The organism is Nocardia acididurans (assembly GCF_016741815.1).
Lineage (GTDB): Bacteria > Actinomycetota > Actinomycetes > Mycobacteriales > Mycobacteriaceae > Nocardia > Nocardia acididurans.
In genome coordinates this window covers 343,349-359,753 of the sequence record NZ_JAERRJ010000011.1, presented here as the reverse complement: position 1 = coordinate 359,753, position 16,405 = coordinate 343,349, and the positions used below count along the sequence as shown (strand labels likewise).

Sequence of the window (16,405 nt, the reverse complement as noted above, 5' to 3'; positions counted from 1 at the left end):
CGACATACTCACCCTCGATGTCGACCTCGGCACCGTATTCCGAACTCCCACAATTGCGCAGCTGGCAGAAGTTGTCACCGCAAGAACAGGAAGCATCAGGCGTAGACGACCGGAGCTCAAGAGATACTCACGGTAGTATGTGCTGTTCTGTACCCCGGATGGGAGTATCACGATAACGGTGGCTCTTGTCTTGGTCCAATTAGTCGAACCTGCTGGCTCGTCAGGAAGACCGATGACTGAGACATCGGCCGAACAGCTGTTTGCTCAAGTCAAGCAGCTGTTCGGCCCGGCGGGCTGCGCGATGAGCCGCAGTGATTGGCGCGAGCGGGTTGTCGATTTCACCGACTCGTCGACCGCATATCACCTTCGAATTGACGCCCACTCGTGTGTCATCGTCGGCTGTATCACAGCCACCACGGAGCCGGTGCGCCGCAAGGTCATTCAGGGCCAATTTGTTCGATCGGAGATGTCGCAGATAAGGCCACAGTCGAATCAATGCGAACGCGCACCTGCTCGATTGCGATGGCGGGTGCAAGTCCGTACTCTCTGTCCAGGAAGGCGTTCTCGACCGCAGCGCTCAGGCCACAACCTGAACTGTCGCGGCGCAGAACATCTCTCACTACGGGGAGCTGCACCATCGATTCTGATGAATGGCGGGGAGCTCATGCATGAAGGGTGATCGGTGGACGAGCGACTAGACGTAATCACAAGCGGCGCAGCAGCATTGAGCGGTAGCGGATCGCTACTGCGATTCGAATCACTGGCGACGGGTGTCGGTAATACGCCCGTGGTCGAGCTGGAGACCGCCGATCGGCTCGGCGCCCGCCTCTTCGTGAAACTCGAGGGCAATAATCCGACCGGCAGCGTCAAAGACCGTGCATGTGTAGCGATGTTGCGAAAAATGGTGGACGATCCAAGCTGGTGCGAGTCGAAGGTAATCTTGGATGCCTCCAGTGGAAGTATGGGATGCAGCATAGCTTATTTCGGTCGCACGCTGGGCTCGCAGGTGCGTATTGTCAGCTCCAGCAAACTGACTCCAGAGAAGCGGTTCTTTATCGAGTACTTCGGCGCGGAGCTAGACACCATCGGCACGTTTACGATCGAGGGAAACAATTTCTGCCGCGCTGAAGCTCAGGCAAATCCGGAAAAATATTACTTCCTAGATCAGTTGCATAATTCGGTGAATCCTCAGATACACCACGATACGACCGGTCCAGAGATTCTCGCGCAAGTTCCTAATGTATCCGCAGTTATCGGTTCTATCGGATCTGGAGGCACTCTGCTCGGCGTGGGACGGTACATCAAGGGAATTCGAGAAGATGTTGCAGTTATCGCAGTAGAGGCCGAAAGCGGCACTCGGATCCCCGGGACTGCGGCCCTGATCGACGGCGACTACCGAACTCCATTCATTGCAGAGGGTTATGAGCACAAGATCTTTGATACAACAATACGAGTCGCCGAGCGTGACGCGGTTGCTATCGCACAAGCACTGCCAGCGGCGGGCCTTTTTGTTGGCTTGCAAACCAGCGCTGTAGTTTCGGCTGCTTATCGTGCGATCGAGCAGTTCAGTTTGAAAGGCGACGTGGTCTTGCTATCCGGTGACAATGGGTGGAAGAACATCGCAGCCTTGGCGAGCAAAGTCCGCCATGAGGTCATCTGAGCGACCGCAGTGCGATCAGGCTGTAACTTTGACTCGCAGTATCGACGAATGCGCGCCTAACAGTGAGTCCGAAAATCGAATCGGCTGTGGATACGCTCCGGGGCACCACGGGGAGCTGCTACAAGGCATTTTCTATGACAAAACCGGTCGGCGACGCCGTGCCCTTGTGACCGTTTTGTTGCCCGATAGAGGGAGCCATGCGACCTTCCATCCAGACCACAGCAGCAGTGACGTGATCACCGAACCTGAATTGGTCAAGGTTCGGGCTGCCGCGAAGCTGGCCGTGCAGGCCTTCGGTGGCCATTCTGGTGCAGTGGTGGGGGGCCGGATTGAGCTCAGGAGTGATCTGCCGAAAGGCATCGGGATGGGCTCGTCCACCAGCGACGTCACTGCGACTATTAGAGCAGTAGCAGACTATTACGGGATCCGCCCGTCGCCGACCGTGCTGGGCAGGCTTGCCGTGGAGGCTGAACTTGCTTCCGACTCAACCATGATTGAGGATCGGGTCGTGCTGTTCGCCCACCGCGAGGGCATCACCCTGGAGACGTTTGGCCGACGGTTGCCGAAGATGATCATCGTCGGGTGTTTAGCTGATCCAGACCGAGACTCGGTGAATACCAACCGACTTCGTCCCGCCGAGTACACAGAGAGCGAGGTGCGGATCTTCGAGGTACTGCGTGCTGCTCTCCGCCGGGCGGTGACAACGGGCAACGTCCGACTGCTTGGTCAGGTAGCTACCACGAGCGCCCTGATCAACCAGCGGTATCTACCCAAGCCAACACTTCGACTGTTGCTGCAGTTGTGCGCTTCATACGAAGGGTGCGGGGTACAAGTCGCGCACAGCGGCACGGTGGCTGGCCTGATCTTCGACCCGGCTCGTCCTGGAGGTTTGGAGAATGCGCAGCGCTGCGAGTCGCGTATTCGTGAGCTGGGGCTCGAAGTCACCACCTGGACCGAGACCCAATAGGGTCTAGTACTCCAGCATCACTTCGTGATGTTTAGTTTCGTCGATCCTGCTGAGGCTGGTCGGGTCAGCAGTACTGTGCGAGGCTTGTGCCGATCGATGAGAACGGCGTGGGTAGCCGGATTGGATGAGCTGTTTGGTCAGGTGGCGGCCGGTTCTGTCGTACGGAGCCGCGCCGTCAGGCGCGGGTGTATGTAGGGAGGCTGTTGACGCCGTTGGCGGGCATGAACGGCTGGACTCTGGTCGAAGCTGTCGGCGAGGCCACCTCGAAAGGAATTCAGCGGCTACTCAACGCCGCGGCCTGGGATGTCGATGGCGTGGGCGACGATATTCCGCGCCGTGAAGTATCTGGGCGACCGGACAGCGTGCTGGTCGTGGACGAACAGGTTCCTAAAAAAGTACGAAATCCGCCGGGATACAACGACAAATCCGGCACGTCTGGGCGGATCGAGGACTGCCGGCTGACAATGTCCTGCGCCTACACCAAAGGACACGACTAGGACTCCAAGTTCCGGTCCTGACCCAAGGACGGGACTGCCGCATCGGATACGTGGCTGGAGGGCACCACCGCCAGTGGCCTCGCTGCCAACCTGCCTCGACACCACCGCCGCGGGCGCGGACCGTTGGCTAGTAACGTGGCGCGCCTAGCACCGAACCCCAAGGGCGAGTTGGAGATCGCCCACTACCCATACTGCGCGCCCACCCACACCATCGACGACGAATTGATCCGCGTGGCGGATCGCGCTGGGCTGTGGTGGACTGTTTTCAGACCGCCAAGACCGAAAGGATCTGGCAGCGGACGGTCTGGTGACACCGCCGACAATACTGAGCGCGAAAGCCCACTACCAGCGCCGACAGCAATTCGCATCACGAAGCAATGCTGGAGTACCAGACCCGACCACCTGGCGGACATGATCACTGGGCGATCAACCAGCCAGTCCGTCCAACGGCATGACCGTTGCCTAGATAGAACTGCGCCCGATCGTCGGAACAGTGGACATCGTCAATTTCGTCACCACCCAGGGACGTTGGCCTGCCCACGGCCATGCTGTTAGAGAAACTGGCGGCTAACCGCGTGCCCGGCGTTTCGGCCGCGCAAGCCGAAACGGCAAGCACCGGCCGGATGAGGTGCCGTAGCAAAGCGGTAAGGTAACCGTTGACCTTTCGCTCGCGGTTGTGACCGCCAACCATTCCGGGGGGACCGAAAACACATGGCAGACCCCGAAACTCACGTTGTTGCCGCACCTAAGATGAATGATTTGATGGCCCCATCACCCCGGAGTGCGGCGGACCGCAACTCTGCCCCCGTTGTTGCCCGTGCGCCCCGTTCCAGATTCCGCGACTGGATCCGCACCTCCGCCGACTTCGCCCGTAGCCCCGAGGGCCACCAGGCATTATCGGGTTTCCTCGGCGCGATCATGATTACATTCGGCGGCTTCGGTGCAGGTGCCACCCGCGTGCACGACCCGCTGATGGAGGCCCTGCATCTGTCCTGGATGCGATTTGGCCACGGCTACGCGCTATCCACGATCGTCATCTGGATCGGCATGTTGCTGATGATCGTCTCGTGGGTTCGTCTGGGCCGCGCCACGATCGGGACCGCCGACCGGCCTGGTGCCGGGGTGACGTTGAACGAATTGCGCGCCGTTGTCGGTCTTTGGAGCTTCCCGCTGCTTTTCGCGGTGCCAATGTTCAGCCGTGACGTCTACTCCTACCTGGCCCAGGGCGCGCTGCTGCGCGATGGCTTCGATCCGTATGTGGTGGGCCCGGTCGCCAATCCCGGCGTGCTGCTGGACAACGTCAGCCTGGTCTGGACTAACACCACCGCCCCTTACGGTCCGATCTTCCTACTGCTCGGCCGCGCTGTCACCAGCATCACTGGTGACAGCGTCATCGCGGGCACTATCGCGATGCGGCTGGTGATGGTGCCCGGCCTCGCGCTGATGATGTGGGCGGTGCCCTATTTGACGAAGCACCTCGGCGGCAAGCCCACAGTCGCGCTTTGGCTTGCGGTGCTCAACCCTCTGGTGCTGATCCACCTTTTCGGTGGTGTGCACAATGAGATGCTGATGGTCGGCCTGATGTGTGCGGCCGTCGCGCTGGTGTTGGAGCGCCATCACGTGGCGGGCGTCGTGGTGCTCTCGATCGGTGTCGCCATCAAGGCGACCGCGGGTGTCGCGCTGCCGTTCCTGGTGTGGATCTGGATGCTGCACGAGCGGGAGAAGCGAGCTGCGAAGCGGGCCGGGAGCGATCCGGAGAACCTGCCGCAGAACGAACGGCCACATGATGCCGCAGAACGAACCGAAGACATGCCGCATCCCGCGATGATGTTCGCCAAGATCGGCGGGCTGGGCCTGGGCGTATTCGCAGCGGTCTTCGCGACCGCGTCGGTGATTGCCGGTGTTGGCATTGGCTGGCTGACCGCATTGTCGGGGTCGAAGAAGATCATCCAATGGCTCTCGTTGCCGACGCTCGTCCGGGATGTCATCGCCTGGGTGACGCCTCTGAATCCCGACAAGCTGCTCGACCCGATCAGAGCACTGTGCATGCTGGTGCTGGCCGCTGTGCTGGTCTGGACCTGGTGGCGGTTCCGGCACAGCGAACGTGAGGCGGTACTGGGTATTGTGATCGCCTTCGTTGGCATCGTCATCCTTTCCCCGGCCGCGCTGCCCTGGTACTACTCGTGGCCGCTAGCGCTGGCCGCCGGCTTCGCGCTTTCCACCACCACCCTGATGGTGCTGGTGGGGTTGTGTACCTGGTTGATGCTCATCTTCAACCCGGACGGGAACCACGGCCTGTACAACGTCTGGCACGTGGCCGTCGCCACCTTTGTGGCATTGGTCGCGGCGCTCTCGCTGCGTACCGTCGACCCGCTGCACCTGCGCTCAACTCCAGCAGCTGCCATCGATCCAACGACAACCACGACCCCGGAAATGGCGATCTCCACATCCGCTACCGTGCTGGGAGTGGAAGATTCAGCTCCCGTTGCCCACAATCCCTATGCCGATCCTCTGGCCTAGAACGGCGTGCTCAGATCCCGATCCGTCTCATTCTCCTGAGGATTCTGGGAGTTCTGGATAAACGCGGGTCGCTGGTCCGCGTCACATCAGTACTACACCGCGCGCCAACTACGTTTGATTGAGGTTTCGTGCGCCGTGACCGGGCACGGTTAGCCGAATACGAACCAGCGAGATCGTATGCGCTTGACCGGCCTGGCATCCGAGGGCTAACGTCTAGCGCATGAACCCCTACAGCCAGTCTGTAGGCGGACAAAGTGTGACAAAGTCCCTGATGGCGCACAACAATGTGGCCCTTGACCAGACTTCCTGGTCAAGGGCCACATTCGTTCTACCGGTCCAGGTTCCCGCGCCGTCGAGTATCGGGGATGCCATTCGCGCAGCACGCCGCCGTCATCGGCTGACACAGGAGCAGTGGGCGGAATTGGCGGACACCTCCACTCGCACCGTACGCGAGACCGAGTACGGCAGCGGCTCGACCAGAATCGCCACCGTCGCCGACGTAGCCGACGTGCTCGGACTCACCCTGGTGCGCGCGGTGGACGACAGCTATGCCGGCGGCTACGGCAACAGCAAGTGGGCCGGCGAGGTACTGCTCCGTGAAGCACACGACCGCCACGGCCTGCCCGTCACCGTCTTCCGGTCGGATTTCATTCTGGCGCACCGGGAATACGCCGGGCGCCTCAATGTCTCCGACATGTTCACCCGCTTGATGCTGAGCCTGGTCCTCACCGGCATCGCGCCGCATTCCTTCTACCGCACAGATGACCAGAATCGAAGGCAGCGAGCACATTACGACGGTCTTCCGGTCGATTTCGTGGCTACCGCGATCACCGAGATCGGCCTCGAATCCAGCTCCGGCTTCCGGACCTTCAACGCGGTCAACCCGCACGATGACGACATCTCGCTCGACACCTTCGTCGACTGGCTCATCGAGTCCGGTCACCACATCCAGCGGATCGACTACGACGAATGGTTCGCCCGCGTGGGGTACCGCGCTGCGTGCGCTAGCCGAGCCGCACCGACGGAACTCGCTACTGCCCCTGCTGCACGGTTTCCGACACCCCGGTGAGGCCCGCCGGGGATCGACGGTGCCCGCGGACGAATTCCGTGCGGCTGTCCGCGCGGCCGCTGTCGGCTCCGATCACGACATCCCCCGCCTTTCGGCAGCCCTGATTCGCCGGTATACCGACGACCTGGCAGCGATCGGCCTGCTGGATGTGATCGGCACCAAGTAGCCGGAGTTCGGGGGACCAGCTGCACTTTGACAGGAACTCTCGATCAGCAGGCTCGGGGTTCGAGTCCCTTCTGACGTTCGTTTCGGCCAGTACTACCAGGAGATCCTCGCTCTGCCGTCGTCGGCCGCGTCAGCGGAAGGTCAGGACGGTCACGAGGAGGACCAGACCGAAATAGGTTGGCCAGTACAGGATTTTGGGGAGGAGGTTGCCGCCCCAGATCAGCCAGCGGTGGCGGGTGCGGCCGGTGAGCAGCATGGCGTTCACGCCGACGAGAGCGATCATGGCGTAGAGGGCGTAGGAGAAGTATTCGAGGTAGACCACGCCGCGCGCGCCTACCGATTCCCGGATGGCGACCTGGTCGAAGATGATCACCAGCAGGATGCCGACGCCGAAGCCGACCAGTTCGAAGGTGGTGAATCCCACCAGGGCCCGGCGTTCGGTGTCGACGGTGATCAGGAACAGTGCCGCGAAGACGATGACCGCGATGAACATCCACCGGATGAGCTGGCCGAAGAACGGGGCCTGCGGATCTCGCTTCAGACCGGCGCTGAAATAGAGCTCGGGTTTGGCCGCGGAGTCGGCGACGCCATCGCGCTGATAGCCGAAAGTGGCCGAGTACGTGTTGGTCTGGTAGCTGAAGGCGGTGAAGTCCGGATTCCAGTCGTCGTAGACCATGCCGGGATCTACGCCGGTCATATCGTGCAGCCGCCAGGTGGGATAGCCGTCGAAGTCGGGGACGAGGATGGCGGGTGCGTCGAAATCGGCGGCCCACATGCGCAGCCATACCGCCTGCTTGTCCAAGGGATAGCTGCTGTAGTCGAACAACTGCCGGAAGATGGAACTGAAGTACCACCCGTAGAGGGTGTGGCCGGGGGTCTGTTCGGTGTAGGCCGGCGCGGCGGAATCGGCTGCGGTGTAGGCGTCCTCGGCTTCGGGGAACAGCACGCCGGGCCGGATCGGCGCACCGTGCGGGATCTTCTGCCAGACGAATCCGGAGATCCGCACATTGCTGGAGTCGTCGCCGAAATCGATGGACTGGATGGACATTCCGGTGGGCACGCGAATGGTGCCGACCCCGTCGGCGAGATGGCCCGACAGGTACGCGTCCGCCTCGGGCACGCTGTTGACGATGGTGCCCGGTATCTCGCCCATGGAGGAGGTCCGGTACACCGTGGTCCACACGGCGCTCAGGCCGAGCAGGCAGATCAGCGTCACGATGGCGCTGAGTGCGGCGCACCGCTGCCGAATACGCCGCGCCACAGGTCTTTTCAGCGGGCCGAGCAGTTCGGTGGCGAGCAGGATGCCGAGGACCACCGCGTACAGGACCCAGGCGACGAAGCCCGAGGGATGCTCCGGGTCCGGTCCCGCGCCACCTCGCCGGCGGTCGATGAGAAGGGCGCACACGAACCCGAAGACGCCCAGCCCGAGCAGGATTCGGTTGACGGTGGTGAAGCGGCGGGCGAAACGGCGGGTGGTCTCCACGCTGAGCGGGTCGTCGTCCCAGCGGCCGGTGTCGTTGTCGTGCCGCGTGTAGTCGCGGTCGGTGCGGGTTCGGCTGTCCTGAACCATGTCTCACCTGCCGTTCGCGGTCACGTTCGCCTCCCACAACGCCGATGAAGAGAACCGGAGGTTAACTGAGAATTCGCCAGGACTGTACTCGCCCCCACTCGAAAGGCGGGCGTTCCCTGTCGTCGCGGCGCGTTCGCGCGGCGGTGGATCCGGGTACAGCCACCGCACCGCCCGGACCGTTTTCGCGATCCGCCCCCTCGGCTGCTAGAGTTTGCTCCGCACTACGCGCCATTAGCTCAATTGGCAGAGCAGCTGACTCTTAATCAGCGGGTTCGGGGTTCGAGTCCCTGATGGCGCACAGGAAAACAGCCCTTGACCTGGCAATACAGGTCAAGGACTGTGATCGTTTCACCGGGCAAATCGGACCGTTCCCAAAAATATCCCAAAAATTCGCGCGCACAGCTGTGTTCGTCAGCTGGCCCGCCGAAACCCAACTCCAGCACTGTGGACGAGTCCGCCGCCTGCTCAAGTGACGCGACGTGGTGCCCACTCGGTGATCCCTTCACAGGAGTGCCCCAACTGCTTGGTGCCGTCTCCGAATCCGACGCCTCGGCGATCCAGCGTCGCGACCGCCTTGCGGAACCTGTACTGTGTCACATCCTTGTCCAGGGTGCCCGCGCATCCCGCCACGTCCGGTTGAAGTTGTGCGGATCACGAAGCACCCGGCCACGGCCCGGAAACACAAGCGGCACCCTATCTTCCACCTCCACCACGCTGCCGCCCTCCTCCCGCAGCGCCTTCATCTCACATATGTCCCTGTGCCTGCTCCCATCCGATCTCACTCTGCCCCTCGGCGGATGCGTCACTGCCACCGTCCTCGCCGTCACTGAAGGTCGCCGCACACCAGCGGTGCGTTCGAAACGGCAACCTGTCGGCGAGCGATGCTGTACTGAGGTAGGAAGCTGCTCAGGGCTAGGGGGTTTGGAGTGGCCGAATTGACTGCGGAACAGCTCTTCCACGAATTCCGCAACAGTGCGACAGCGGATGTCTCGCTGTCGTTGTTGCGGTCCCGGGGCGCGCTGTTCGACCTGGCACTGATGGCCGCGCACCTGGGAGACGGGCAGATCGTCGACGGACAGACGCTGACCGCGGCGATGGACGCCGATCTGCCGGCACTTCTACGCGGGAGTCCCGCAGAGGAGCGCGGCACCGAACAGGAATCCGGGGGTGCCGACGCGGTGCTGACTCGATGGCGAAAAAGGAACTGGGTTCACCGCAGTGCCGACCCGCGTGATCCGCGGGTGGAGAGATATCAGTTGACCTCGGGGGCGCATGCGGCGGTGCGGCAGATGCGTAATCTGCGGCGGCGTACTTCCATTGCGACCGGGTCGGGTCTGGGCATCGTGATGTCGGAGCTCCACCTGATCGCCACCGAGGCGAACCCTGATCGAGCGGCGCGTCGGCGCGCGATCGACGAAAGGATCGCGGCGCTGGTCGCGCAGCGCGATGCGCTCGACAGCGGCGCGGAGCTCGCAGTGGATCACGCGGAATTGGTGGACAAGATCGCCACGCTGGCCGAGCTCGTCGACCGGATTCCCTCCGACGTCGCCAGCTACGGCGAGCGAATGCACGCCAATACCGCCGCGCTGCTGCGTCAGAGCCTCTCCGATGATGCGATGGAGTTCGCCGAGTCTCTCCAACGCATGTTCGACGGCCACGACGTGATCGCCGAATCGCCTGAAGGGCAGGCATTCCGGGTGTTCGCCACGCTCATCGCGACGCCGTCGCAGCGCTCCCAGCTCGAACGCGATATCGCCGAGATCATCGATCGGGTCGAAGATCTGCCCGCGCATCTGGAGCGGTCGCTGAACGGATTCATCGGTGCCATGTGGCAGCGGGTGCGCGAAGTCGAGGACATTCGCCGCATCGCCTTCCGCCGCATGAGCAACTTCGTGCGTGGCGGAGATCTGACGCACTACCGGAGCATGCGGACACGGATCAGCGAAGCGCAGGCCTCGGCGGCGCTGGCGTTCCAGCACACCCACGGCAGCCGCGACATCGGCTTCGGGGTGCCGATGAGCGGCGTAGACACCCACTCGGTGGGTCGGCTCCGGCTCGATCAGGGCATGACCACCAAGCCTGCGGCGGTACAGGACACGAATGCGGAGTTCGCGATCGATCCAGCGGAAATGGTTGGAAAGGAATCGATCGACTGGAACGCGTTGCGCGAGGCCGTCCACGCCACCATGGAAGCGCATTCGGGCTTCGCGACCTTATCCGAAGTGCTGGAACGACTGCCCGCCGCGCGCACCGGCGACATCATCGGATTATGGTCGCTGGCAACACGTTACGGCGAAGTCGACGACACCGCGACCACCCCGGTTTGGGCGGTGACCGCAGTCGGATACCGGGAAATCTCGCTTCCTTACGCGATATTCGGCGAGCCCATTCCCGCTCCAGCGGCCCCGGTACGCGCACCACGCCGCCTGGAGCGGCAGCTGACCCTGGCCGACGAGCTCGGCGATGAGTGACCCAACCGACCCGTCCTTCGCTGATGTGTTCGGCGACGACCTGTCCGACCAGGGGAGCGCGGCGTCGCTCGCCGATCCGGTGCGACTCGACCCGGACGCCGTGTTCACCGGCGACGACGACAACGTCGGGTCGCGGGTGAACGACGACGCCCCCGCAGAGCGTTTCGACGGCGACACCAGCGAACTACCACCCGAATTATGTTGGACGCTACAAGAGTTGGTGACCGCACCGCACATCACCGAGAAGTCCAGAAGCTGGCCGGTGGTCCTGCAGTACGAACAACCCCTGCGGTCGCGATTATCGGAACTCGGTCTGATTCTCGAGATCAACCGCGAGTTCCGATACGCGTTCACCCGACAAGCCGAGGACCCCAGCCCGCGTAGCCGTACCTTACTGCGCGCCAAAACGCTCAGTCTGGCGGCCAGTGCGCTGGCACTATATCTATACCGGCTGTATGTGGTTTCGCCGGATGATCCGATAGTCGACCGCGCCGATATGATCGAGCACCTGCTGGCCTACCGGCCGAGCGACGATACCGACGAGGTCCGATTCCGCGACAAGATCAATCCGGCGATCCGGGCGCTCGACGAGGCCGCGATCATCAAACCCATCAGGGGAAACAACGATCGATTCACCATCTACGGGGTGATCACGGCGATCCTGACCGCCGATCAGGTGGCCGCACTCGAAGCTCGATACCGGGCGATCGCCAAGGGGGAGTCGGCGGATGGCGTCGGCGGGCAGGAAGAGGGATCCGAATGACCGAGCCCACATCATCGCGCACCGCGCATCTGGGCCAGTTCCGCCTGACCCGGCTACAGGTGGTGAACTGGGGAACCTTCTGCGGTTACAAGGATTTCCGCATCGACGATCGCGGGGTGCTGCTCACCGGCCCGTCAGGATCCGGCAAATCCTCGCTCATGGACGCGCATTCACTGGTGCTGTTGCCGACCCACGATCAACGGTTCAACGCCTCGGCCGATCTCACCGCACGCGGATCGAAACGCAATACCCGCACCGTCGCCGATTATGTACGCGGCGCATGGTCGGAAACCAACGATGAGAACGAACATTCACAGGTCCGCTACCTGCGCGGCGGCGTGCCCACCTGGTCAGCGGTCGCGGCCACCTACGATGATGGCCAGGGAGCCGTCACCACGGCAGTTGTCGTGAAGTGGTTCACCGGTGTCGAAAACGACGGTGCGGCCATGAGCACCCTGCATCAACTCAACGACGGCGACTTCGATCTGCATGCGCTCAACGGCTGGGCCGACCGAACATTTGATACCCGATGGTGGAAGGGCCTCAATCCCGCGGCGCAATTCCCGCCGACTCAAGACAAGTACATGACCGAATTGGCCAAACGCATCGGCCTGAGCAAGTCTCGCACCGCGCTGGCGCTGCTCGGCAAAGCGAAAGCGATGAAGAACGTCGGCGATCTCAACCTCTTCATTCGCGACAATATGCTCGACCGCCCCGACACCTTCGAAGACGCACAGCAGATGCTGTCGGCGTTCACGCCCCTCAACGAAGCCTATGAGACGGCCAAACGGGCCAACGCGCAGGCCCAGGTGCTGCATGATCTTCCCGAAAGCTGGCGGACCTACCGGGAATCCGCGCACACGATCGACCGGGCCACCAACCTGCGGGGAGCCGGCCTCGAACGGTATGTGCGCGGGCTTCTGCTCTCGGCGATCCAGAGTGAACTCGACGAGATCGACGCCGAGGTCCAGAGCCTCGACGCGGTGATCGACGGCCAGCAGGCACGCAGCGAGGCCGCCCGCGACGCGCTGATCGAACTGCAAATGCAGATCAACAAGGAGAACCAGGGCCTGCGCGCCCTCGAAACACGCCACGAAGCGCTGCTGGACCAAACACGTGCGGCCAGGCTGCTATATGGGCAGTACAGCGGGCACGTGACGAAGCTGGGCGAGCCGTGCCCGCAGGATGGCGAGGGCTTCGAGCAGCTGCGAATCCGGCTGCCGGACCTGCGCTCCGTGGCGGCCGCCCGTGCGGAAAACCTCACGCCGACAACCCATGCCGCCATCGCCGCCGAGTACGTGGCTGCCAAGGCGCACCGGGAGGCCGGGGAAGAACTCGCCCGGCTGCGTTCAGCGAAGTCCCTGATGCCCGGCCCTGCCATCGATCGACGGGCACGTATCAGTGCGGAAACCGGCGTGCCGATCACCGACCTGCCCTATGCCGCCGAACTGATCGATATGGCCGAAGGCCATGAACGCTGGCGGGCAGCCGCGGAGAAGGTGCTGCGCAGCTACGGCATGCGCATGCTCGTCCCGCAGCGGCACAAGGAAGCGGTGCGTCGCTTCATAGACCAGCACGATATGCGCGGAGTCATCGAATATAGCGTCGTCACCGCGGTTTCCGCGCACGAGCCACGCCCGCTGCCAACGACCCTGGCGGGAAAACTCACCGTCGATCGAGACCATCCACACGGGCGATGGCTCGCCAATCAGCTGACCCGCCGCTTCAACCACGTCTGCGTCGAATCCGCTCACGAACTCGACGATCATCAAGTAGCCGTCACCGTCAACGGCACTGTGAAACTGCATGGCAACCATTACCGCAAGGATGACCGCCCCGAGCTGACCAGCACATCGAGCTACATTCTCGGAGCAAATACGATCGCCAAACGTCGAGCGCTGGAAGCGGATATCCAGCAGCTCGCCGATCAGAAGAAGATTGCCGGGGACGCCGCCCGGGACCTGCAGGACCAACTCGAAGAAGCCAACCGGCACCGGGACGCCGCCACCCAGCTCACCAGCTTCACCACCTGGACCGAACTGGACCACTGGACCCCCGAACACGATGCGCGCGAGCTCGGTGATCGCATCGACGAGATCCGTTCGGGCAATGTCGATTTGCAGGAACTCGAAGCCAAACGGGACAAAGCCGCCGACGAGGACAAGAGGGCTTACGGCATCTGGCACCGCACCGAGCAACGTATCACCGAAATCACAACGCGCGAAACGACTCTGGTGGACCTGCAGTCCGATGAGGAGCGCCGGCCCCACGCCCTCGACGCGGACGACCAGCAGTATCTCGACGAGCTGTACGCCTCTTCCGGCATCATTGCCACTGTCGACACCATCGACAACGTTCGACGCCTGCTCCTTTCGGCGCTCGACAAGAGTGTCGGTATCGCCAACAGCGAACGGCAGGCCGCCCGCGAGCGAGTCCGGTCGGCGATCACACGATTTCTCGACCAGTGGCGTGACAGCGCACCCGACGACAGCGGAGACGTCGACCGCAGCGGCCAGGACTTTGCCGACCTGCACGCCGAGATCGTGCAGCGCCGGTTCCCGGAAGCGATGCGGCGATTCGAAAAAATGATCAGCGAGGACATGGTTCCCTCGATCGCCATGCTGCAGCGCAGCATCGAGAACGCCGCCACAGAGATCGAGCGCCGAGTCGGGATGGTCAATGCCGGCCTGTGCCGCGTTGAATTCAATACCGGGACACACCTGCAGATCTCGTATACGACCAGCTCCTCCGTCGACGTCAAGGCATTCCGCACCAGCGTCGACACCCTGATGCGCAAGGCCGCCCAGCTCGGCAACGACCCCCAGCGCTACGTCGAACAGTTCAAGCGGGTCAAAGCACTCATGGCCAAATTCACCGCCACCGACACCGCCACCGAACGCTGGCGTCGCAATGTGCTCGATGTCCGCAACGGCTACGTCTTCTACGGGCGGGAGGTCGAGGGTGAGATCACCAAACACACCTACCGCAACACTGCCTCCAACTCCGGTGGGGAACAAGAAAAACTGGTGGCCTTCTGCCTCGCCGCGGCACTGAGTTACAACCTTGCCGACGACGAAACCGATGCGCGCCCACGGTTCGGCACCCTTATGCTCGACGAAGCATTCAGCAAATCCGATGAGAACTTCTCCGCCCAAGCCCTGTCGGCGTTCGACGAGTTCGGTTTTCAATTGATCATCGCGGCACCCATCCGCCTGTCAGGCATCGTTGAGCCCTACATCGGTCAAGCCATCCTGGTCGAAAAACGACTGTTCCCCGACGGCACCCGATCACACGGCCGCTCCGCCACCTTCGGCGAGCTCGCCGCCCAGCGGTTCGCCGAAAGCGACGGAGCCACCCGTGCTACGGCCTGACGAGGTTCTCGATCGACTGCATCGGCGGTTCCTCACCGAATACCCGGCGTGGGCACGCGGCAAAGGCAGCTGGCCACTTCGCATCTCGTTACAACCACCGAGCACCACGCAACGGTCCACCGCGCCGGTCGCGTGTCATGAATGGGCCGCGCACTGGGCAGCCCACCCCGGCCCGGGCACCATCGAATACACCAACCTGCGATTCCCGACCGGCACCCATCGCATGCCGAAAACGCTGATATTCCAACGACCCGGCGACGTCGCCATGGCCCATCCCGACGACCAGCAGACATGGCAGCGGTGCGGGCTACGACTCACCACCTTGCAACGCGAATTTCCCGAGGCACGCTTCACCGGCCTGATCCGCCGCATCACCGAGCTCGGGCAACGCGACTACGACCGCCTGACCCGCACCGTGCGCTGGCTACGCGCGAACCCCACCTCCGGGCTATTGCTACGACAGTTGCCGATCGAAGGCATCGACACGAAATGGATAGGCGCACACGAGAGCCTGGTCCTCGCACTCCTCGGAGACGAACCGAACCCCGACCTCTCCAACGACGAGCCGCCCCAATCCCGCAAGCGCACCCTGCACGCCCGACTGGGCCTGCGGGTCGTCCCCGAACTCGTCCAAGTCACCGTCTGCGATCCAAAGCTGCGCCATCAACTGGCAGGTATGCGCCACCTCGCTGCCCCGGTCGACGATCTCAACCGATGGCCGCATCACCCCACCACCGTGGTAATTCTGGAAAACAAGGAAACCGCCTTCGCCGTGCAAGATGACCACCTCGGCACGGTCATCTTGCACGGCCACGGCTTCTTCGTCGATCAGTACGCCCGAATCACCTGGGTACGCGACGCCGAACGCGTCATCTACTGGGGCGATATCGATATTCCCGGCCTGCAGTTCGTCAGCGACCTACGCGGCCACGATATCCCCGCCATCACCATCCTCACCGATACCACCGTCCTCGACCGCTACCGGCACCTGTCAGTTGAAGGTGCACTGCCGCAACGCAACTCGACACCCCCACATCTGACCGACCACGAACTCCAGCTGTATCGTCACCTCGTCGAGCACGCGACCGAACACGGGACAGGACTGTTACTCGAACAGGAGCGAATCCCCTGGGAGAGCGCCTACCCGCAGCTCGTGAACGCACTCCGGCAGGAGGTTTCTCGCCGCGACCGAAAGCCTTATCCGGCCTGATCGCCGGAGGTTGCGTCCAATCGACTGCAAGGGACCAAACGCATCTGGGCTACAGGGGAATCCGCACGGACCCGGATGATAGCCGTCCGATTCGGTGCCCCGGCCGGGGTTCACTGATCTTGCGAGCTTCGAGGACGTCCAC

Annotated in this window: 9 protein-coding genes, 1 tRNA gene and 1 pseudogene; 10 read left to right on the top strand and 1 reads right to left on the bottom strand. The window is 62.8% G+C overall.

Going from position 1 to position 16,405, the window contains the following annotated elements:
• The first annotated feature begins 682 nt into the window (after positions 1-682).
• The 5 genes and pseudogenes from JK358_RS28605 (at position 683) to JK358_RS28585 (ending at position 6,879) form a co-directional block, all read left to right on the top strand.
• Positions 683-1,660 (top strand): PLP-dependent cysteine synthase family protein, encoded by a 978-nt coding sequence (locus JK358_RS28605; protein WP_201953563.1) that lies wholly within the window; start codon positions 683-685, stop codon positions 1,658-1,660.
• 28 nt (positions 1,661-1,688) lie between these two features.
• A complete protein-coding gene (locus JK358_RS28600) occupies positions 1,689-2,627 on the top strand; it encodes a GHMP family kinase ATP-binding protein (protein ID WP_201953560.1) in 939 nt (312 codons plus the stop codon).
• 203 nt (positions 2,628-2,830) lie between these two features.
• Positions 2,831-3,124 carry a hypothetical protein gene (locus JK358_RS28595; protein ID WP_201953558.1) on the top strand — a complete coding sequence of 98 codons (294 nt, stop codon included), beginning with the start codon at positions 2,831-2,833 and terminating at the stop codon, positions 3,122-3,124.
• A gap of 762 nt (positions 3,125-3,886) precedes the next feature.
• The gene (locus tag JK358_RS28590; RefSeq protein ID WP_443677911.1) at positions 3,887-5,644 is read left to right on the top strand and encodes an alpha-(1->6)-mannopyranosyltransferase A; all 1,758 of its coding nucleotides are present in this window, start codon (positions 3,887-3,889) and stop codon (positions 5,642-5,644) included.
• 220 nt (positions 5,645-5,864) lie between these two features.
• Positions 5,865-6,879, top strand: a pseudogene (locus JK358_RS28585) (SDR family oxidoreductase).
• 129 nt (positions 6,880-7,008) lie between these two features.
• On the opposite strand, the gene JK358_RS28580 reads toward JK358_RS28585, so the two are convergent.
• Entirely contained in the window at positions 7,009-8,448 is a 1,440-nt protein-coding gene (locus JK358_RS28580; RefSeq protein ID WP_201953555.1) for a hypothetical protein, read from the bottom strand.
• A 225-nt stretch (positions 8,449-8,673) separates the two neighbouring features.
• Here JK358_RS28580 and JK358_RS28575 point away from each other — a divergent pair.
• From JK358_RS28575 to JK358_RS28555, 5 genes are all read left to right on the top strand, one after another.
• A tRNA-Lys gene (locus tag JK358_RS28575) sits at positions 8,674-8,746 on the top strand.
• Positions 8,747-9,374: 628 nt separating this feature from the next.
• Positions 9,375-10,919, top strand: coding sequence for a DUF3375 family protein (locus JK358_RS28570; RefSeq protein WP_201953552.1), 1,545 nt, complete (start codon positions 9,375-9,377; stop codon positions 10,917-10,919).
• Positions 10,912-11,682, top strand: a complete 771-nt coding sequence (locus tag JK358_RS28565; RefSeq protein ID WP_201953548.1) for a DUF4194 domain-containing protein — start codon at positions 10,912-10,914, stop codon at positions 11,680-11,682. The genes JK358_RS28570 and JK358_RS28565 overlap by 8 nt, the downstream gene beginning before the upstream one ends.
• Positions 11,679-15,053 carry an ATP-binding protein gene (locus JK358_RS28560; protein WP_201953545.1) on the top strand — a complete coding sequence of 1,125 codons (3,375 nt, stop codon included), beginning with the start codon at positions 11,679-11,681 and terminating at the stop codon, positions 15,051-15,053. Before JK358_RS28565 ends, JK358_RS28560 begins: the two co-directional genes overlap by 4 nt.
• Positions 15,040-16,263 (top strand): DUF3322 domain-containing protein, encoded by a 1,224-nt coding sequence (locus JK358_RS28555; RefSeq protein WP_201953542.1) that lies wholly within the window; start codon positions 15,040-15,042, stop codon positions 16,261-16,263. The genes JK358_RS28560 and JK358_RS28555 overlap by 14 nt, the downstream gene beginning before the upstream one ends.
• Positions 16,264-16,405 lie beyond the last annotated feature (142 nt).

Coding starts and splice junctions, on each gene's coding strand:
- JK358_RS28590 (WP_443677911.1), top strand. CDS start 3,887: ATGGCCCCATCACCCCGGAGTGCGGCGGACCGCAACTCTGCCCCCGTT.
- JK358_RS28560 (WP_201953545.1), top strand. CDS start 11,679: ATGACCGAGCCCACATCATCGCGCACCGCGCATCTGGGCCAGTTCCGC.
- JK358_RS28580 (WP_201953555.1), bottom strand. CDS start 8,448: ATGGTTCAGGACAGCCGAACCCGCACCGACCGCGACTACACGCGGCAC.
- JK358_RS28565 (WP_201953548.1), top strand. CDS start 10,912: ATGAGTGACCCAACCGACCCGTCCTTCGCTGATGTGTTCGGCGACGAC.